This window comes from Phascolarctobacterium sp. (genome assembly GCF_045124115.1).
GTDB lineage: Bacteria > Bacillota > Negativicutes > Acidaminococcales > Acidaminococcaceae > Phascolarctobacterium_A.
The window spans coordinates 24,210-42,895 of record NZ_JBGVLF010000004.1 but is presented as its reverse complement, the minus strand read 5'-3'; the positions used below and the strand labels follow the sequence as shown (position 1 = coordinate 42,895).

At 44.3% G+C, this 18,686-nt stretch carries 19 protein-coding genes; 2 read left to right on the top strand and 17 right to left on the bottom strand.

Going from position 1 to position 18,686, the window contains the following annotated elements; genetic code table 11:
- Window positions 1-362 precede the first annotated feature (362 nt).
- Together nrdG and nrdD are read right to left on the bottom strand one after the other, a co-directional pair.
- Window positions 363-896, bottom strand: a complete 534-nt coding sequence (gene nrdG, locus ACJMM4_RS00595; RefSeq protein ID WP_405380569.1) for an anaerobic ribonucleoside-triphosphate reductase activating protein — start codon at window positions 894-896, stop codon at window positions 363-365.
- Between the two features lie 12 nt (window positions 897-908).
- Window positions 909-3,035, bottom strand: a complete 2,127-nt coding sequence (gene nrdD / locus ACJMM4_RS00590) for an anaerobic ribonucleoside-triphosphate reductase (protein ID WP_405382524.1) — start codon at window positions 3,033-3,035, stop codon at window positions 909-911.
- A gap of 413 nt (window positions 3,036-3,448) precedes the next feature.
- Between nrdD and ACJMM4_RS00585 the strand changes: the two genes are divergently transcribed.
- On the top strand, window positions 3,449-4,390 hold the full coding sequence (locus tag ACJMM4_RS00585) for a DMT family transporter (RefSeq protein WP_405381580.1): 942 nt from the start codon (window positions 3,449-3,451) through the stop codon (window positions 4,388-4,390).
- A 200-nt stretch (window positions 4,391-4,590) separates the two neighbouring features.
- Here the strand turns inward: ACJMM4_RS00585 and ACJMM4_RS00580 are convergent, their stop codons facing one another.
- Window positions 4,591-5,136, bottom strand: a complete 546-nt coding sequence (locus tag ACJMM4_RS00580; RefSeq protein WP_405381577.1) for an SGNH/GDSL hydrolase family protein — start codon at window positions 5,134-5,136, stop codon at window positions 4,591-4,593.
- 58 nt (window positions 5,137-5,194) lie between these two features.
- On the opposite strand from ACJMM4_RS00580, the gene ACJMM4_RS00575 reads away from it, so the two are divergent.
- On the top strand, window positions 5,195-6,382 hold the full coding sequence (locus ACJMM4_RS00575) for an iron-containing alcohol dehydrogenase (protein ID WP_405381575.1): 1,188 nt from the start codon (window positions 5,195-5,197) through the stop codon (window positions 6,380-6,382).
- 240 nt (window positions 6,383-6,622) lie between these two features.
- Here the strand turns inward: ACJMM4_RS00575 and ACJMM4_RS00570 are convergent, their stop codons facing one another.
- The 14 genes from ACJMM4_RS00570 to pheA form a co-directional block, all read right to left on the bottom strand.
- Window positions 6,623-7,087, bottom strand: a complete 465-nt coding sequence (locus ACJMM4_RS00570; protein ID WP_405381573.1) for a peroxiredoxin — start codon at window positions 7,085-7,087, stop codon at window positions 6,623-6,625.
- A 139-nt stretch (window positions 7,088-7,226) separates the two neighbouring features.
- Entirely contained in the window at window positions 7,227-8,501 is a 1,275-nt protein-coding gene (locus tag ACJMM4_RS00565; protein WP_405382522.1) for an SLC13 family permease, read from the bottom strand.
- Between the two features lie 363 nt (window positions 8,502-8,864).
- Window positions 8,865-9,158 (bottom strand): 50S ribosomal protein L27, encoded by a 294-nt coding sequence (gene rpmA, locus ACJMM4_RS00560; protein ID WP_405379506.1) that lies wholly within the window; start codon window positions 9,156-9,158, stop codon window positions 8,865-8,867.
- 5 nt (window positions 9,159-9,163) lie between these two features.
- Window positions 9,164-9,481 carry a ribosomal-processing cysteine protease Prp gene (locus tag ACJMM4_RS00555; RefSeq protein WP_405379505.1) on the bottom strand — a complete coding sequence of 106 codons (318 nt, stop codon included), beginning with the start codon at window positions 9,479-9,481 and terminating at the stop codon, window positions 9,164-9,166.
- 14 nt (window positions 9,482-9,495) lie between these two features.
- Window positions 9,496-9,807: a 50S ribosomal protein L21 gene (gene rplU / locus ACJMM4_RS00550; RefSeq protein WP_405379504.1), complete on the bottom strand. Its 312-nt coding sequence runs from the start codon at window positions 9,805-9,807 to the stop codon at window positions 9,496-9,498.
- Between the two features lie 130 nt (window positions 9,808-9,937).
- Window positions 9,938-11,353: an Rne/Rng family ribonuclease gene (locus ACJMM4_RS00545; protein ID WP_405379503.1), complete on the bottom strand. Its 1,416-nt coding sequence runs from the start codon at window positions 11,351-11,353 to the stop codon at window positions 9,938-9,940.
- A gap of 128 nt (window positions 11,354-11,481) precedes the next feature.
- Window positions 11,482-11,967, bottom strand: coding sequence for a hypothetical protein (locus tag ACJMM4_RS00540; RefSeq protein ID WP_405379502.1), 486 nt, complete (start codon window positions 11,965-11,967; stop codon window positions 11,482-11,484).
- Window positions 11,960-12,154: a hypothetical protein gene (locus ACJMM4_RS00535; protein ID WP_405379501.1), complete on the bottom strand. Its 195-nt coding sequence runs from the start codon at window positions 12,152-12,154 to the stop codon at window positions 11,960-11,962. Before ACJMM4_RS00535 ends, ACJMM4_RS00540 begins: the two co-directional genes overlap by 8 nt.
- The gene (locus ACJMM4_RS00530) at window positions 12,144-12,968 is read right to left on the bottom strand and encodes a 4Fe-4S binding protein (protein WP_405379500.1); all 825 of its coding nucleotides are present in this window, start codon (window positions 12,966-12,968) and stop codon (window positions 12,144-12,146) included. Before ACJMM4_RS00530 ends, ACJMM4_RS00535 begins: the two co-directional genes overlap by 11 nt.
- A 165-nt stretch (window positions 12,969-13,133) precedes the next feature.
- Window positions 13,134-15,383, bottom strand: coding sequence for a TonB-dependent receptor (locus ACJMM4_RS00525; protein WP_405379499.1), 2,250 nt, complete (start codon window positions 15,381-15,383; stop codon window positions 13,134-13,136).
- 426 nt (window positions 15,384-15,809) lie between these two features.
- A complete protein-coding gene (aroQ, locus tag ACJMM4_RS00520; RefSeq protein WP_405382520.1) occupies window positions 15,810-16,250 on the bottom strand; it encodes a type II 3-dehydroquinate dehydratase in 441 nt (146 codons plus the stop codon).
- A 1-nt stretch (window position 16,251) separates the two neighbouring features.
- Entirely contained in the window at window positions 16,252-16,755 is a 504-nt protein-coding gene (locus ACJMM4_RS00515; RefSeq protein WP_405379497.1) for a shikimate kinase, read from the bottom strand.
- Window positions 16,752-17,567, bottom strand: a complete 816-nt coding sequence (locus ACJMM4_RS00510; protein WP_405379496.1) for a shikimate dehydrogenase family protein — start codon at window positions 17,565-17,567, stop codon at window positions 16,752-16,754. The genes ACJMM4_RS00515 and ACJMM4_RS00510 overlap by 4 nt, the downstream gene beginning before the upstream one ends.
- A gap of 3 nt (window positions 17,568-17,570) precedes the next feature.
- Entirely contained in the window at window positions 17,571-18,686 is a 1,116-nt protein-coding gene (gene pheA / locus ACJMM4_RS00505; protein ID WP_405379495.1) for a prephenate dehydratase, read from the bottom strand.

Genomic DNA, 18,686 nt, shown 5'->3' with positions numbered 1-18,686 from the left:
AGACTGAAGAAGAACAGTCATTGTTACCATATTTCTAGACGAATCATTGCGATTTTAGCTCATACAGACACCCCTTATCATCTCGCTATGCATCGATGACATCCCCCTAGATAGGGGGAACGAGACACTATATTATTTTTTCCGTAAGTATACTTAGAATATCTAGTAGACAAGTGGAAATAAACCTAAAGTGTCTCGGCTCCCCTATTAGGGGAGCAGGCACCCATACCACTATAAAGTGGTATGGGTGCCTGAGGGGTTAGAAATGAGCGTTAAGAAATCGCACGTGAGTCGGAATATGGTAACATGACTACATTCGTACCATTCCCTTCATCATTGCAATATTTAACTGTTCTTACAGGCTACAGACCTGTTGCATCGTCCCACAGCACTACAGAATCGCTTTGCAAGGACTCCTGCACCAAAATCACGCGTTGGTTAGCACTACCACGGAAACGCAGATTAGGATTCTTCAGTTCGATTACGAACTCACCATCCACAAGCACATCAATATAGGACAGCATCTCTTCCGTAATCTCCCACGGACCTAAATTCCCTGTCAGCATATCCTTCTCAAAGTTATAACCGCTATAGCACCACAAATCTTTGTTGGGGAACTTAGCCTTAAACTTGCGCAGGAAAGGTACCAGCACTGCTTGGTTGGCAGGTTCGAAAGGCTCGCCGCCCAAAAGGCTCAAGCCTTTGATATGCGGGTTTTCCAACAGTTTGAAGATTTTTGCTTCCGTAGCTTCGGTAAACTCTTCACCATAGTTGAAATCCCAAGTTTCGGGATTGAAGCAGCCCTTACAATGGTGGGTACAGCCACTGACAAACAGTGATACACGCAAGCCCGGGCCATTGGCAATATCAAGATTCTTAATAGTTGCGTATTTCATAGCTTCCACCTCTTACAAATGCATTACACGCGCTTTGATTTCCTTGGTTTTGCCCACATTCCAGAAGTTTTCGCCCAAATAACCGCAGGTACGGCGGATAACCGTCATTTTAGCATGATCCTTGTTATGGCACACAGGGCATTCCCATTCATTATCGTCATTAATAGTGATTTCGCCGTCAAAGCCGCATACATGGCAGTAGTCGGACTTAGTGTTGAACTCAGCATACTGGATATTGTCATAGATAAACTTGACAACTTCTTCCAAAGCTTCGGTATTGTGACGCATATTGGGAATTTCTACGTAAGAGATACAGCCACCGGTAGAAATTTTTTGGAATTGGCTTTCAAAGCTGAATTTGCTGAAAGCATCAATTTCTTCACGTACATCAACATGGTAGGAGTTGGTGTAGTAACCTTTATCAGTAACATCTTCAATGGTACCGAAACGTTCCTTATCAATGCGTGCAAAACGATAGCACAGACTTTCCGCAGGAGTACCGTATAAGCCAAAGCCCAACCCGGTCTTAGCTTTCCATTTTTCACAAGCGCCGCGGAGACGGTTCATAACGCGCAAAGCAAACTCTTCGCCTTCAGGAGTGGTGTGGCTAACGCCTTTCATCAGTTTGGTTACTTCGTACAGACCGATATAGCCCAAGGAAATGGTGGAATAACCATTCTCGAGGAACTTGTCAATGGTTTCACCCTTTTGCAGACGAGCGATAGCGCCATACTGCCAATGTACAGGACTAACATCACTCTTGATCCCCTTTAAAGCGTTATGACGGCACATTAAAGCTTCGTAGCACAGCTCCAGACGTTCATCCAGCAGTTTCCAGAACTTGTCTTCGTCGCCTTTAGCAATAATGCCAATTTGAGGCAGGTTCAAAGAAACAACGCCTTGGTTGAAACGGCCTTCAAATTTATAGTTGCCGTTTTCGTCTTTCCATGGAGAAAGGAAGCTTCTGCAGCCCATGGGAGAGAAAACATTGCCTTCATAGTTTTCACGCATCTTCTTAGCGCTGATATAGTCAGGATACATACGCTTAGCACTGCATTTTACAGCTAAGCGGGTAATGTAGTCGTATTTGCCGCCTTTTAAACAGTTATGCTCGTCCAAAACATAAACCAGTTTTGGGAAAGCAGGAGTTACATATACGCCTTTATCATTTTTGATGCCTTGCAAACGCTGACGAAGGATTTCCTCCACAATCATAGCGTTCTCCTTCAGGTACGGGTCATCTTCCTTCAGATTCAAGAACAAAGTTACGAAAGGAGATTGACCATTGGTGGTCATCAAGGTATTGATTTGGTATTGGATGGTTTGTACGCCGCCCTTTAATTCGTAGCGCAGACGCTCGTTGGTCAAGCGTTCCAAAGTATCCGCATCCATGTTTCCGCCTGCTGTCTCCAAAATGCTCTTTTTGAACTTTTCGTAGCTACGGCGCAGGTATTTGCCCAAATGGCAGATATCAACAGACTGACCGCCGTATTGGCTGGAAGCAACGGAAGCAATGATTTGTGTCATAACGGTGCAGGCAACTTGGAAGCTACGGGGGCTTTCAATCATCTTACCGTTCATAACCGTACCATTGTCCAACATATCGCCAATATTAATCAAGCAGCAGTTAAAAATCGGTTGAATAAAGTAATCGGCATCATGGAAGTGCAGCACGCCTTCTTCATGAGCTTTGGAAATTTTTTCCGGCAACATAATACGTTTCGTCAAATCCTTAGAAACTTCACCGGCAATCAAATCACGCTGAGTAGCAGCCATAGTGGCGTTCTTATTGGAGTTTTCCTCCATAACGTCCTTATTGCTGTTGCGGATCAAGGACAGAATAGATTCGTCGGTAGTATTAGCCTTACGTACCAAAGCACGTTGGTAGCGGTAGATGATATAGGCTTTAGCCAATTCAAACTTACCTTCATCCATCAGGCTATGTTCAACCATATCTTGGATATCTTCTACCAAGAGGCGCTTGCGATTACGAGCCTGTACATTCTCCGCAATCTTGTGAATCTTTTCCTCCTCTATACGATACTCAGGTTCCACTGCTATATTAGCTTTTTGGATTGCGACAACAATTTTATTCAAATCAAAATCAACTGTAGTGCCATCGCGCTTAATGACCTTCATGGTAGTCCCATCCTTTCCTTAGATTCTATTTACAAACACATACCTATATACATAGAAAAGGACCGCTCCGATACACACGCCGTCTATCTGCGGTCTCGCGCAACCACGCTCTTTTTAGGCTGCAATATTTTACGTTCAAATTATAGCACAATATATCGTGTCCGTCAACGCAAAATATTCTATATATAGAGCTCATCTTGTAGACGTCACTATATTTCATGTAGCACTTCTGCAAAAAATTGCAACTGACTGCACCGTCCTTTACACCAAAGTCCCGCGAGAGGGAATGTTCCGCCCGGCAAAATTGCAAAAAAATTACGTATACAGCCTACTTATGCGTGTCCCCTTTGTATCGCCGATTAAAATGTGGTACAATAAATACTATCCCATTGTTAGCTAGGAGTGTTGTATAAATGAGCCAAGAAAACGTCAATAAAAATAGCGCAGGAGGCATTTTATCCCTTACTCTCTGCGCCTTTATCTGGGGCACCGCCTTCATCGCCCAAAGCGTGGGCGGTGAGTATTGCGAACCGCTTACCTTTAACTGGGCACGTAGCGTTTTAGCTACCATCTCTCTTTTTATTTGTCTACCATTATTCGATAAAATCGCCAAACGTCCCTTCTCCATCATGGGCACTGATGATCCCGCTATCAGAAAGCGTCTTATTAGAGGCGGTATTATCTGCGGCCTCGCCCTCAGCGTCGCTAGTTTTATGCAGCAGTTGGGCATTATGTACACCACTGTAGGCAAAAGCGGCTTTATAACCGCCCTCTATATTGTTCTGGTACCGCTCTTGAGTTTTGTTGTTTTCCGTAGCCATATTACCATTTTACAACAGCTAGGCGTGCTTATTGCCGCTGTGGGCATGTACTTTATCTGTATTAACGAGGGTTTCACTATTAACAAAGGTGATTTCTACACTTTTATCTGCGCTATCTGCTTTGCCTGCCATATACTCGTTATTGATAAGATCATCCCCGGTTTGGACGGTATACGCTTATCCTTGATTCAGTTTGCTACCAGCGTTGTTTTCAATGGCGTTTTAATGCTGATTTTCGAAAATCCTATTTGGTCCAATTTAATTCTTGGCTGGGCCCCCATTGCCTACGCAGGCATTATGAGCAGTGCAGTTGCCTATACACTGCAGATTATCGGTCAAAAATATTGCAACCCGGTATTAGCATGTATGCTGCTTAGTCTAGAATCCGCTTTCGCCTTGCTCAGCGGTTGGCTCCTCTTAGGTCAAGCTATGAGCAGCAGGGAAATCTTTGGTTGCGGCCTTGTCTTCGCCGCGATTATGCTGGCGCAAGTACCGCCAGATCTGTTTAAGAAAACTAAACCAAGCCAAGTATAATCATCTTTACCACATCCCTAGACGAATCATTGCGATTTTAGCTCATGAGTGCTTAGAATCACAGAAGTGAAGCGTACCCGACAAAATCTTGTTTTGCGAACAAGATCGGCCGCAAATCTTCGTTGTGATTCTGCACGAAATGAGCGTTAAGAAATCGCACGTGAGTCGGAATGTGGTAACAGTGATTTATTTTCATAGTTTCATCTACCCTCAACCCATTTCTGCAAAATAGGTGCTGCGTACTGCCCCATGGCCGTGTACGTTGCGGACTTGGGATGCACTCCGTCTAAATAGGCTGCCTTGCGCGTTGCTGCATCCATGCCGATAGCAGGCTGCAAATCTAAAAGCAGCGCCTTATCAGCATATAGTTCTTCCACCTGTTGGCGTAAAGTCAGCAAACGCGTGTTAAGTCCATCCTCAGCGCTGATTAAAGGTAGCACGATACAAAGGGCATAACCTTTTTCCGTGCACCAATCCAACAAGCGCTTGTAATCGTAAAGCACTGCCTCCAAACTGCGCCCCTGCAGCATATCGTTGGCGCCGCCTAAAAAGAGGATATGCTTAACATATTCCGGTAAAGCATATTGGCGCATCCTGTAGAGAATATCATCACAGCAGTCACCGCACAATCCGTAGTTGAGCATTTTCAGCGGTGCAGCCTGCTCCACTGCCGCCGTCCAAGAATAGCGCGTACCATAAGGAAAGCCTTGGATTAAACTATCACCATAACATGCAATATACTGCATAACAGCACCCCCTGTTTTTCTTTAATTATAACACGTGTATATAAAAGGAGGAAACACCATGGATAATTTCAAATTTCACGCACCTACCCAAGTAGTTTTTGGCAAGAACGTCGAAACACAGGCTGGCGAACTGTGCAAACGCTACGGTGCAACTAAAGTTTTGGTACACTTCGGCGGTCAAAGCGCTAAAAAGTCCGGCCTCTTAGACCGTGTCTGCACCAGTCTGCAGGAAGCAGGCCTGGAGTACGTACTTTTGGGCGGCGTTGTACCCAATCCCCAACTGGGCAAAATTTTGGAAGGCATCGACCTGTGCCGCAAGGAAAAGGTAGACTTTATCCTCGCTGTAGGCGGCGGCAGCGTTATCGACAGCGCTAAAGGTATCGGCTACGGTCTCGCCAACGACGGCGACCTGTGGGATTACTATGCTAAAAAGAAAACTGTCACTGCTATGGCACCTGTAGGCGCTGTGCTGACCATTGCTGCCGCAGGCAGCGAAATGAGCAACACCACTGTTGTTACTAACGAAAATGGTTGGCTCAAACGCGGTCTTTCCAGCGACTACGGCTACTGCAAATTCGCTTTGATGAATCCGGAACTTACCTATACTCTGCCCGCCTACCAAACCGCCAGCGGCTGCACGGACATCATGGTCCACACTTTGGAGCGCTACTTTACCGCGCCTGCTACCCACCAACTGGCAATTATCGACGGCATTGCCGAAAACCTGCTGCGCAGCGTAATGCGTAATGTCGCCATCGCTCTGAAAAGCCCTCAAGATTACGACGCCCGTGCCGAAATCATGTGGTGCGGCACCCTGTCCCACAATGACATTACCGGTGACCGCAGCTTTGGCGACTGGGCCTGCCACCAACTGGAGCACGAGCTTAGCGGTATGTTCGGTGTAGCCCACGGCGCAGGCTTAGCTGCAGTATGGGGCAGCTGGGCGCGTTACGTTTATAAAGAAAACCCTTCCCGTTTCGCCCAATTGGCAGTTAATGTTTTCCATATTCCCTACAACTACCAAAATGTTGAAGCAACTGCTTTAGAAGGCATTGCTGCCATGGAAGCCTTCTACCAAAGCATCGGCATACCCATTACTATCGGCGAACTTATCGGCAAAGAATTAACGGAAGAGGAAATTGCTACCCTTGCCTACAAGTGCAGCTTTATGGGCACCCGCACTATCGGTCAGTTCAAAAAACTGACCCAAGAAGATATGGCGAATATCTACCGCATGGCAAAATAAATACTACAAAAGCCAAAGAGACTGTGACACCCGTCACTGCTATCATATCACTAGGCGAATCATTGCGATTTTAGCTCACGAGTGCCTAGTATCACCGAAGTGAAGCGAACCATACAGTGTCTTGTTTTACGAACAAGATTGGCCGCGAATCTTCGCTGTGATACTGCACGAAGTGAGCGTTAAGAAATCGCACGTGAGCCAGGGATATGACAGTAGGACAAAACTGTCACAGCCTCTTTTTTATTTGCAGCCGCAAACGAAGTCCAAGGCGTCCTGAGCACTTTGCTCAGGCTTTACCTTAGTCCAAGCAGCCGCAACTTTTCCTTCTTCATCAATAACATATACGGAACGCACAACACCCATGCTAACCTTGCCGTACAGCTTTTTCTCCTGCCAAACATCATAAGCTTGCAATACGTTAAGCTCTGTATCACTAAGCAGAATAAAGGGCAGATTATATTTAGCAGCAAAATTGCCATGGGACTTTACGCTATCTTTGCTTATCCCGATGATTACCGCACCGGCAGCAACAAACTCGTCAAAGTCTGCCGCAAAAGCTTGCGCTTGACGGGTGCAGCCCGGCGTAGAATCCTTGGGATAGAAATACAGAACTACTTTCTTCCCTGCAAAATCGCTCAAACTTACCATTTTGCCATCTTTATCAGGCAAAGTAAAAGCAGGAGCCACGGAACCAATCTCTAACATCTAAATCACTCCTTTGGGTAATATTCTGTACCTAGTATAACATATTTCCGTTTAAAGACAAATTAAAAAGCTGGCAGTCTTGCGACTGCCAGCTTTGCTGGAGATCATAATAAGCAGTTATCTCTAGCTAATAATTAAATTATTTGCCAGGGAAGAACGGCCATACCATGGGGATAATAACCAGGGATACTACAAAGCATACGATAATCAAACCGGTACCTGCTTTAACGTAGTCCATGAATTTGTAACCGCCAGGGCCAAGAACCAGGGTGTTCGGAGGAGTACCAACGGGGGATGCAAATGCGCAGGAAGCTGCAACTGCAATAGCCATCAGAACTGCTTTCGGGTCAGCGCCCAGGTTTTGAGAAATAGCAATACCGATCGGGCACAGCAGAGCTGCGGAAGCGGTATTGGACATGAATTGGGTCAGGCCGCAGGACAGGATGAACAGAACTGCGGTTACCAGCAACGGAGCAGGAGAGCCGCCCATCAGACCAACGGTCCAGTCAGCGATCAATTTGCCAGCGCCGGTTTTATCCATTGCGGAGGATACAGGCATCATACCTGCGAACAGGAAGATGGTTACCCAGTCGATGGAAGCATAAGCTTGTTTTTCAGTCAAGCAGCCGGTCAGTACGCAAATCAGAGCGCCGATTACAGCAGCCATTTCCAGAGAAACGCCTTTAATACCAATAGCCATTACCAGGATAACAGCTACCAGGATAGCACCGGAAATCATCATTTTCTTGGAATCGGGTTCGTTAGCTTCGATTTCTTGTTCGATGTCTTGGTCAGCATCCAGTTCAGCTGCCGGCAACAGGTATTTACCTACGAACATCATGTACAGCATACCAGCTACGGAGATGGGCACACCAATCCAAGCGAATTCGAAGAAACCGAAGGTAGGCAGACCAGCAACGCTCAGAGCGCCGGTAGCGATGATGTTAGGAGGAGTACCAACCATGGTGATGATACCACCCCAACCGCAAGCGAATGCCAAAGGCATCAATTGACGGGAAGCAGGGATTTTAGCGGATGCGCAGATACCCAAAGCAACGGGCAGCATGCAAGCTGCAGTACCGGTGTTGGACAAAACTGCGGACAAGCAAGTACCAACGGTCATCAGACCGAACATCAGGCTGTTTTCAGCGGTGCCGCACAGACCTACTACTTTGTTACCGATAGCTTGAGCCAAACCGGTGTAGAACATAGCGCCGCCAACGATGAACATACCAGCGAACAATACTACGGTGGAGTTGGACAGACCGCTGAATACTTGTTTAGCGGGGATCAAGCCCAACAGGCCGCAAGCGATTGCTGCGCCCATAGCAGTAACTGCCAGAGGAATAAGTTCAGTTACAAAGAATAATGCAACTACTGCTAACAGAATCAGACATTTTACAGCTTTAGACATATAAAAGTCCTCCTTTTAAAATTTTTAAAATGTAAAAGAGCAATTCACGAATTGTCATCCACAAGCAACAATTTAGTAATCTAAAAAGTTTCAGCATGGTCTCCAGCAGCCAAAATTTTAACATTACATAGGGACAAGCTGCTTATGAAGCAAATCCGCTAGGTGTATTATAGCCAAATGACATATTTTTGTCAATGTTTTAATTTTAATAAGTTAATTAACTTACATAAATTCGTCAATCGGCGTATAATCGTGGTTTTTATGTTACATTATTTACAAATCATTGAATAATGTAAGTAAAGTAAGTAAAGTAAGTAAAAAGAAAACTCCGCAACTTGAGCTGCGGAGTTATTAGCTATTTAATTACATAGCAGCTTCTTCAACGGGATATACACTGATTTGGCGTTTGTCGCGGCCTTTGCGTTCGAATTTTACACGGCCTTCAACAGTAGCGTAGATGGTGTAATCCTTGCCCATACCAACATTGTTGCCGGGATGGAATTTGGTACCACGTTGACGAACGATGATGCTGCCAGCGGTTACCAATTGGCTGTCATGAGCTTTGGTGCCCAGACGTTGCGCGTTGGAGTCACGACCGTTGTGGGAGCTACCGGTACCTTTTTTATGTGCATGTAATTGCAGAATAATTTCAAACATTACTTTCACCTCCTATGTTCCTTGATGCGAACATATTGCGGACACTGCCGTGCTATGGATTCCACACCATATGCCATGGTCTGTAAAATAGCTTCGGTCAGGTCGTTAGGAGCACTGTTCAATGCTACCTCTAAAATTCCGTCCTCCTGATTAACGTCATAGGACGGTTTAAGTTTCAAATGTTTCTCCAAGCCAAGCAAAGGCGCTTGGGTCAATGCAGAAACAGCGCTGCAAATTATGTCCGAGCCCTCTTCTGCGAAACCAGCGTGACCACTAACTTTGTAGCCGATGATCATACCTTGCTTGTTCCTGAATAAATCCACCTGTACCATTGCGATTAAGCGTTGATAGCGGTGATTTCAACAGTGGTGAACGGTTGACGATGACCTTGACGTTTACGGTAGTTGGATTTAGCTTTGTATTTGAAAACGAAAATCTTGTCAGCTTTGCCATGTTCTACAACTTTAGCAACAACTTTAGCGCCTTCAACTACGGGCTTGCCAATCTTAACATCAGCATCATTTACAACGGTCAGAACTTCTTCAAAAACAACTTCAGCACCAACTTCTGCGTTCAGTTTTTCAACTTGCAGGGTTTGGCCTTCGCTTACACGGTATTGTTTGCCGCCGGTTTTGATAATTGCGTACATCTATTGCACCTCCCTTAATGATAGACTCGCCAAATACGGTATCCGGTCTGCCGGAATTTTCATGACCTCTCTGCGCGGTTGGGGACGGACTTAATTCAGTCCATACTGGAATATTTTACCTTACTCAGCGTTATTTGTCAACACCGGTATTATCTAAAATCATAAAACTTTCTACGTGCAGGCTAGAGTCCGCCTCCACCTTGATGGTGCAGGCAAGTTCTCTTTCCCAAGCCCGGATATCTTTCGCCAACAGCCATTGGGAAAGCCACGGATTTGCTACTACCAACAGGCTTTTAGCGCTGCCACGACGCTTCAGCAAAGAGCGCAGACGACGTTTCACTTCCAGCGCTAAGGTTTCGCGGCTCTGTACCCGTCCGCTGCCATCGCAGGTAGGACAGGTAGCATACAGAACGCTGGACAAGTTTTGGCGGGACTTTTTACGGGTAATTTCCACCAAGTTCAAAACCGTGATATCCTGCACTTTGGGATGCATCTTATCCCCCGCTAGGGAATGCTGCAACACACCCAGGATTTCCTTTTTATGCTCATCCGTATGCATATCAATAAAGTCGACCACAATAATGCCGCCGATATCGCGGAGACGCAGCTGTAAAGCAATTTCTGCCGCTGCTTCCCTATTAATCTGCATAATAGTTTCTTCTAAATTTTCACGGCCGCTAAATTTACCGCTGTTGACATCAATAACGGTCATAGCTTCCGTATAGTCAATCACAAGATAGCCACCGCTGGGCAAGGGCACATGTCTGTCAGAAATGCCTGCTACAGCTTCCTGCTGCTTGTTATAGGCAAAGATGTCCTCTAAGCCTTGGTACAAGGTCAGCTTTAAATTCTTGCTTTGGGGAAGCTGTTTTAAAAGTTCCTCCACCCTTTTATAAATTGCAAGGTCATCAATAACGATTTCCTGCAACTGAGGACGCAGATAATCGCGCACAATGCGGATGGGCAGATCAAGCTCACGCCTTAACAAACACGGAGCTTTAGCAACCTTTTCTCGAGCGGCGAGAACCTTCCAAGCAGCCAACAACTCCGCTACATCCTGCTCCAGCAGTTCCGCTGCCACGCCTGCTGCCGCAGTGCGCACAACCACACCCATGCCTGCAGGGCGGACTGCATTATAAATAGCGTTTAAGCGTTCTTTCTCCGCCTTATCATTTATTTTTCGGGATATACCTACGTAGTCCGCATGGGGCAACAGCACTGCATAGCGACCGGGCAGAGTTAACTCCCGGGTAGCAGTGGGACCCTTGGTGCCGCGGGCGTCCTTGCTAATCTGCACAATAACGCTTTGCCCTTCGGTTACGTCCATAGTATCTCCCAAATAAAGGAAGGCGTTCTGCTCCAGTCCGATATCAATAAAGGCAGCTTGAATGCCACGGACAACATTGCAGACTCTGCCTTTGAAAATGCTGCCTACTAAATGCTGCTCCGCTGTGCGCTCCACTAAATACTCCGTCAAGCGCCCGTTTTCCACCAAGCCCATACGGATTTCATCCGCGCCTCCGCCAATAATAATCTTTGCCGGCATAAGAACCCTCCTTTCTACGCAAATACCTTAATATAGTATTTTATCATATATTCCTAAGTCATGCAAAAACAAAAGCAGCATATCCTTGATTTTTATTAACCGCGGATATGCTGTACCAATAACCATATTTATTTTGCTTTGGAATTGACTACTTCAATATTTATTCTACCATACTCGCCACGTGTATCGGAAAAACAAAGTACCCCTTGGGCAACATGATATCTTTCTAACTTCTCCCGCGGCACTTTAAGCTCCACGTTCAGAGGCAGCTCGCCACGCCGTTGCTTGAGGATGTCCGTAGGCTCCAAGGCAGTCCAAATACCTTTTTTCGTTCCTTGGGACAAAAACATCTCCATACCACTGCCCTCTACCTGCAGTTTATCAGCGGTAGCAGCAATGCGCAGATACAGTGTGTACACATTAGGATTAACCCGATATTTTATTTCTCCTTGTTTTCCTAAGTCCACTGTAAGCTTAACGGCTTTTCCTTGTTCTAAAGCCACTTTGCTAAAAAGTCTGTCCTTATTATTTTCAGAGCGCAGCGTAGTCATTGCCACCATCAAGCATACCATACCGAGAAAAAGAGAAATGCGGAGCAACCACTTTTTAGACATCTGCCATCACCCTTCCCTTCAGCTTGTTATAGAAAAACTTACAACCAAGCACCAAAAGCATAAACACTCCCGGAGTGCAGTTCAAGCCGCAGCTACCACAAATACCGGTACATCCTGAAGACTGGACTCCTAAAGCTGTCAACGGCACTCCCATGGCAAGGAGGAAGTTGCAAAGTTTATTTTTCATGTTGCTTACCTCCGTAAGTAATCGCTTTGACGGGGCAGTAATGAGCACATTGACCACAAGCAATGCAGTTATGTAGAGAAAGCTGCGCCTTGTTATTTTTTACCTGTATAGCTTCCATAGGGCAATATTTTTGACAGCGAGTGCAACCTACGCATTTATCCTTGTCCACCTGCATCCGCCAAACGAAGGGCAGCTTATTAGAAAAATAATGTACAAAGTTCTGCACAGCACCAACCGGACAGAAAAAATTGCAGAAACCTCTGCCACCTTTAGTAAAAATGCCTAAAACGATTAGCCAAACTAAAGCTGTCAAAATCAGGCTAGAACTCAAGGAAATGAAATAACCCCAAATGTAGTAGCGTACCAACAAATCAAAAATAAAGAAATTACAGTAAGCACAAGCCAAAATACTGCCAAAGAAAGGCACCATGCAGTAACCCGCCAACATCCCGTAGCGCAGAGGCGTAATTTCTGTATGCTTACTCCATTCAATCTGATATTTAGACGGAACAAGTTTGCTGAGATACTCCGTAAAAGCGCCTGCAGGACATAAACGCCCGCAAAAAACAGGGCCTAGGAAGAACGCCGTCACCAAAAGCACTATGGTACTTATTACGCTAATGGGATTATAATTCCATATCTTACCATCTAAAAGATGCTCTATGGGTATACGCAAGCATAAACTATGAATGGACAATTCCTGCCACTTTCCCGTCAGCAGATATCCAATTATACCTTGGAACAGGGCAAAGGGAGCGTAGAATAAAATAAATCCCAATGCATAGCCTGCCAAACGTTTCAATTGATACGCCATTACATCAACTCCTTTCGTTTCGCAGCTATATTATCGCTGGTAACACAAAAGCACATACATATAATAACATTTCAGCAACTACATAGTAAATGAGGACAAGGCACATAACAGCACCCAGTCCCCATTTGCATATTTATTGAAAAAGTGAAGAGTAGGCTACTTAATTTAGAAGCTATAACGCAAGCCTACGTTATAGGTGCGACCGGAAGTAGCTTCGCCGCCCATGTTACCAGTGCAGTAGAATTCTCTATCAAGTAAATTATTTACACCAAATTGCAATGTCATGCCTTTAGAAATCTTGTAATTTAAAGCGGTATTAACAATAAAGAAAGCATCTTCTGAACCAAATTCGCCTGTAACAGAATCAGAAGATTGACGAGCACTTACATATTGACATTCAAGAACGCCATTAAAGTCATCCTTGCTATACTTTAAGCCTGCATGCAGCAAATGTCTCGGAATATCATACAATGCCTCATCCGTATCTTTCTTATTGGTATCCTTGCGCCCTGAAAATTCTTGATTACCACGTTGATAAGCATAATTAAAATATGCACTTAAATTGTCATTAAATCCATGTGCTAAATCAAGTTCGATACCATAACGTTTTTCAGTACCCCAGTTCTCATACTGTTTATACTCGGTAGTAGTAGTCCCCGGGGCGTAATGATAAAAATAAACAACCTTATCGTCAGTTTTTACATGATACAAAGAAACATTAAGCTGTGTCTTTTCTGCCAGTTTTTTCTTCATACCAATTTCAAAGGTATCAGAAGTTTCCGGATCAAGATCAGGATTTGCAATTACGGAGCCTGCATTGTTACCACCATTACGATATACTTGGAACAGTTCAGGAGGATTAAAGGAATGACCATAGGACACATAATAGTTTGTAGCTTCGTCAGCTTTAAAATTAAATGCCAGTTTAGGACTTAGTTCAGTATAGCTCTTAGCATCGTATTCATAAGCCCCACCTTTACCATTGAAGAATTCAGAATAGCCGTCAAATTTTTTCCAATAGTCAAAACGCAGACCGGTATACATAGTAACAGGTTCGCTCAATTTATACTCATCTTGGATAAATAACGCAACGTTGCGCGCTTTGCCACCATGGATTTCTCCTAAGCCATTTTTACCAAAGGAAGTATCAATAGACCCATCATCACGCCATTTGCTTAGCATCGTCCATTCTTGGTCAAAACTTTCTTGTTTGAAAGAACCACCTACAACAATACTATGTTTACCTATATTTTCCCATGCTTTTTGCACATCAAAATCATAGGATTCACCAGGATGATAAGAAGAGTTGCCAGCACCTTCGTAGTCAATACTAGTAGCACCGTTAGGTTGGCTATAACCATCCTTCTTTACATCAAGATAGCCAAAATTAGCTGCAAACTTATTTTCTATGTCGTTATATGATAAAGTATGTCTATCATATTCTTTATAGTTTTTGTAACCCAAATAGCCATCAACATCGGAAGAAATATAATATCCAGGTCTAGCTAAAATGTTACCTTTGTAGAAGGTATTCTTTCCATCAATAAACACATTACTGGTAGGATTGCTAGTTGTGTTTTCTGACTCACTATGATTAAAAGTGTACTTTAAAGACTTAGATTTATCAAAATCATATTTTACATTTGCAGAAATATTTTCATTTTCCCAGCGCTTTTTGCCACGATTACCAATATCATACTTACCATTAGAAAGTTGTGGAACAGGTTCACTAGAAACAACGTATTTAGTGGTATTTTTTAATTTAGATGCTGATTTAGCTAGATGATAACCCACATAGCCGTCAGATTTGCTTTGCTCATAGCCTACACCAAAGGAAATTTTATCGTTAGCTCTAACATCAGTGTACAGAGCTTTTTTCCATGTATTATTGCTACCATAGTTAATTAAAGTATTTACGGAAACACCTTTTTCTTTTTTCTCCTTAGTAATAATATTGATTACGCCACCTACAGCACGACCGCCATACAGGGAAGAGGCTGCACCTTTAACAACTTCAATACGCTCGATATTTTCTACAGGAATCATTTCCCAAATGACATCGTTGCCATAAGCAGTATTCATCTGCATGCCATCAACGAGTACCATAATATTATTGGACTCGAAACCACGCATTTGAATGCCACCTTGCGCACCTTGAGCCATATAAACGCCGGAAACAGTCTGCAATGCTTCCGTAACGGAAATAATGTTTTTCTCTTGGATTTCTTTAGCAGTTACAACGCTAACTGCTGCAGGAACCTCTTGAATTTCCTTCAGCGTTCTAGTTGCCGTAACAACCATAGTATCCAAATCAAATTCGCCAACTACCTCTTGCGCCTGTGCACCATTGCCCCCCCACACTGTGGTTCCGCAAAGCAATGCTGCCACAAGCAAACTTTTGTTAAACTTTTTCATACACACACCGTCCTTGATAAATCATAATAGCGTGAGAGTGTAGCATTAGTGTAGTGCAGTAATAATTCCTATTATGAATTTATTACTGCATATATTCTACTTTACTCATCCCAATTATGTCAAGTCATACCAGTGCATTAACATCTGCAAACGTATAACAAAAAGTTAGCACAATACGAAAAAGACTGGGGTACAATTAGTCATTATTGCCATATTCCTAGACGAATCATTGCGATTTTAGATCATGAGTGCTTAGAATCACAGAAGTGAAGCGAACCAAACAGTAAATTGTTTTGCGAACAAAATCGGCCGCGAATCTTCGTTGTGATTCTGCACGAAATGAGCGTTAAGAAATCGCACGTGAGTCGGAATATGGCAATATGACTGTATAACCCCAGCCTTGGTAATATTCCCCAATATTCTTTTTTACGCTTCCGGTTCGTACACTGCCAAAGCTTCCAAAGCCAAAGCATAACCAGCGAAGCCCAAACCGCAGATTTGGCCTACGCAGCCCGCCACAGTTACGGAATGATGACGGAACTCCTCACGCTTATGGATATTGGAAATATGTACCTCAATAGCAGGAATATTCACTGCTTTCAGAGCATCCAGAATAGCAACGCTGTAGTGAGTAAAGGCAGCCGGATTAATGACGATGCCATCAAAATTGCCATAAGCCTTCTGAATAGCAGTAACTATATCGCCTTCGTAATTGCTTTGCAAAAGTTCCACTTCTACGCCTAAGCGGGCAGCAGCACTGCGAATATAAGCGCACAGGCTCTCATAATCACGACGACCATAAATAGTTTTTTCCCTTGTGCCCAACATATTGATATTGGGACCGTTCAATACTAATATTCTGCGCATGTTATTCCTCCTCTAGCTTTTGAGCATATTCTCTAAGCAAGCCCAATGTCCGATTAAATTCGCCGTCATTACCCACTATCTTGTCCGCATAACGGCGATATAAACCGATGCGTTCCTCATACAGTTTATAAATGCGTTCTTTATCATCAGCCAGCAAAGGACGTGCATCCCCTTGGATGCAGCCAATAATATTGCTGGGTTGACGATCAATAAAAACTACTACGCCATGCTCTTTCACCAGCGTCATGTTCTCCGCCCGCTTGACAGCACCACCACCGGTAGCAATAACCACGCCCTCCAGTTGGGACAAATATTGCAGCGTCCTTGTTTCCGCAGCACGAAAAGCATCCTCGCTTTCCGCAAAGAAGCTTTTAATGGTACGCTTCTCCCGTTCTTCCAATACTTGGTCCGCATCGTAAAAACTGCGTCCCAAAGCTTTAGCCAAACGCTTACCAAAGGTGGATTTGCCACAGCCTGGCATACCAATCAAAATAATATTCTTCATTGTTCTTGCTCCAATGCTGTCATAATGCGTACAATCAAATCGCTGGCATAGCTTTCATCCTGCCAAATCTCTTGCGCCGCCACTGCTTGGGCAACCAACATAAAGAGGCCATTAACAGCTTTATGTCCTGCTGCTTCCGCTTGCTGCAGGAACAGCGTCTTGGCAGGATTGTAAATCAAATCCACACTGGCGTCAAACTCCGCACTAACACTGGCAGGCACAGGGGAAGCATCCACTTTGGGGAACATTCCCACAGGTGTACAATTCACCAGCACATCGCCTTGCAGCTTACCTAAGGCAGTGTAGTCGATAACCTCCGCCATAGGCGCCATTTCGGCAAAACGAGTATCCACTTTGGCAATATCGCGAGTAACTAAGTATAATTTAGCTACACCTTGATCCGCCAAATATTTTACTACAGCGCGAGCTGCACCGCCTGTACCCAAAACAGCAGCAACCTTCCCTTTTACGGTGATACTGTTATAAGCCAACATTCTGCCAAAGCCAAAGTAATCGGTATTATAGCCAAAGGCACCCTGCTCCGTAAACTTAATCGTATTCACTGCACCGATAGCAGCAGCCTCCGGCGCAATCTTATCCAACAAAGGCATTACATGGAGCTTATGAGGAATGGTCACATTACAGCCCTTATATTCGCTACGCAACTTCTGCATCAGTTCGGGTAATGCTTCCACGTCCCTTTCCAGCAGGCCATAGGTACCTTCTTTACCTGTATATTGAAAAAACAGCTTGTGAATAGCAGGGGACAAACTATGCCCCAGCTTGCCGCCAATTAATCCGTATTTAGCCATAATTCAGTCCTTCTTTGCGTAAGCGCGGTAGTTGCCCAACACTTTTAAATAGGTACTCTTGGATTTTACATCTTCAATAACATCTGCTACCAAAGGATCGGAAAGATTGCCCATCACATCAATATAGAAGAAATATTCCCAAGACTTGCCATCCATGGGACGGGATTCCAAATTCATCAAGTTCAGCCCTGTATGGTAGAAGCTAGAAAGCATCTTATACAAAGAACCTGTTTCGTGCTTCACCGCTACAATCAAGGTAATTTTGTTAGCATTGGCAACAGCCTCCGCTGCTTTAGCGATAATGACAAAGCGGGTATAGTTATTGCTATTGGTATTGATAGCAGGAGCGATAACCTCCAGATTATACAAATCTGCAGCTGCCTTGCCTGCTACAGCGCCAAAGGAAATATCCTGCTTATCTGCCACTTCTTCCGCACTTTTGCTGGTGCTGAAGAAAGGCACCTGCTCCATCTCCGGATAATCCTTGAAGAACTCCTTGCACTGCTTAAAGCCTTGGGGATGGGAATAAACCGTTTTGATAGATTGCAGCGTCGCGCCTTTGATGCCCAAAAGATTTTGTTCAATCTTCACCTGCTGCTCGCCTACAATATGGCAATCGTAATGACGAAGTAAATCATAAACTTCTGTAATGCCACCGGTAGAGCTGTTTTCAATGGGGAGCACGGCATAATCCATCTTGCCCTCAGAAACACTGCTAATTACTTCTTCAAAAGTATTGTAATGAGTACGATGATAATTACGTCCCTTGAAATAATCCTCTAAGGCTTGGTGGGTAAAGGAACCGGCAGGGCCAAAGCAAGCAACCTCCAGAACACGATCATTAACAGCCAAAGCATCTTCTTCCAATAGACAGGCTTGGTCGATAATGGTACGCATAATATTTTTTACAGCACCTGCATAATTTTTATTTTCCAAAAGCCCTGCTACTTTAGCAATAACTTTTTCTTCCCTAGCCTTATCCTTTACAGGCATTCCTTGGGCTTTTTTATAGGCTGCCACCTGCATTACCAGCTGCAAGCGCTTTTCCAGCACTGCCGCCAGCTGTGCATCAGCCTTATCTATTTCCTTACGGATAAGCTCTAAATCTAACTCCTGCAT

Excerpts from the sequence above, each read along its gene's own strand:
- pheA (WP_405379495.1), bottom strand. The coding sequence starts at position 18,686 with ATGCAGGAGTTAGATTTAGAGCTTATCCGTAAGGAAATAGATAAGGCT.
- rplU (WP_405379504.1), bottom strand. The coding sequence starts at position 9,807 with ATGTACGCAATTATCAAAACCGGCGGCAAACAATACCGTGTAAGCGAA.
- ACJMM4_RS00570 (WP_405381573.1), bottom strand. The coding sequence starts at position 7,087 with ATGTTAGAGATTGGTTCCGTGGCTCCTGCTTTTACTTTGCCTGATAAA.
- nrdD (WP_405382524.1), bottom strand. The coding sequence starts at position 3,035 with ATGAAGGTCATTAAGCGCGATGGCACTACAGTTGATTTTGATTTGAAT.
- ACJMM4_RS00510 (WP_405379496.1), bottom strand. The coding sequence starts at position 17,567 with ATGGCTAAATACGGATTAATTGGCGGCAAGCTGGGGCATAGTTTGTCC.
- ACJMM4_RS00565 (WP_405382522.1), bottom strand. The coding sequence starts at position 8,501 with ATGTCTAAAGCTGTAAAATGTCTGATTCTGTTAGCAGTAGTTGCATTA.
- ACJMM4_RS00525 (WP_405379499.1), bottom strand. The coding sequence starts at position 15,383 with ATGAAAAAGTTTAACAAAAGTTTGCTTGTGGCAGCATTGCTTTGCGGA.
- ACJMM4_RS00530 (WP_405379500.1), bottom strand. The coding sequence starts at position 12,968 with ATGGCGTATCAATTGAAACGTTTGGCAGGCTATGCATTGGGATTTATT.
- aroQ (WP_405382520.1), bottom strand. The coding sequence starts at position 16,250 with ATGCGCAGAATATTAGTATTGAACGGTCCCAATATCAATATGTTGGGC.
- rpmA (WP_405379506.1), bottom strand. The coding sequence starts at position 9,158 with ATGTTTGAAATTATTCTGCAATTACATGCACATAAAAAAGGTACCGGT.
- ACJMM4_RS00580 (WP_405381577.1), bottom strand. The coding sequence starts at position 5,136 with ATGCAGTATATTGCATGTTATGGTGATAGTTTAATCCAAGGCTTTCCT.
- ACJMM4_RS00535 (WP_405379501.1), bottom strand. The coding sequence starts at position 12,154 with ATGAAAAATAAACTTTGCAACTTCCTCCTTGCCATGGGAGTGCCGTTG.
- ACJMM4_RS00540 (WP_405379502.1), bottom strand. The coding sequence starts at position 11,967 with ATGTCTAAAAAGTGGTTGCTCCGCATTTCTCTTTTTCTCGGTATGGTA.
- nrdG (WP_405380569.1), bottom strand. The coding sequence starts at position 896 with ATGAAATACGCAACTATTAAGAATCTTGATATTGCCAATGGCCCGGGC.
- ACJMM4_RS00575 (WP_405381575.1), top strand. The coding sequence starts at position 5,195 with ATGGATAATTTCAAATTTCACGCACCTACCCAAGTAGTTTTTGGCAAG.
- ACJMM4_RS00545 (WP_405379503.1), bottom strand. The coding sequence starts at position 11,353 with ATGCCGGCAAAGATTATTATTGGCGGAGGCGCGGATGAAATCCGTATG.
- ACJMM4_RS00585 (WP_405381580.1), top strand. The coding sequence starts at position 3,449 with ATGAGCCAAGAAAACGTCAATAAAAATAGCGCAGGAGGCATTTTATCC.
- ACJMM4_RS00515 (WP_405379497.1), bottom strand. The coding sequence starts at position 16,755 with ATGAAGAATATTATTTTGATTGGTATGCCAGGCTGTGGCAAATCCACC.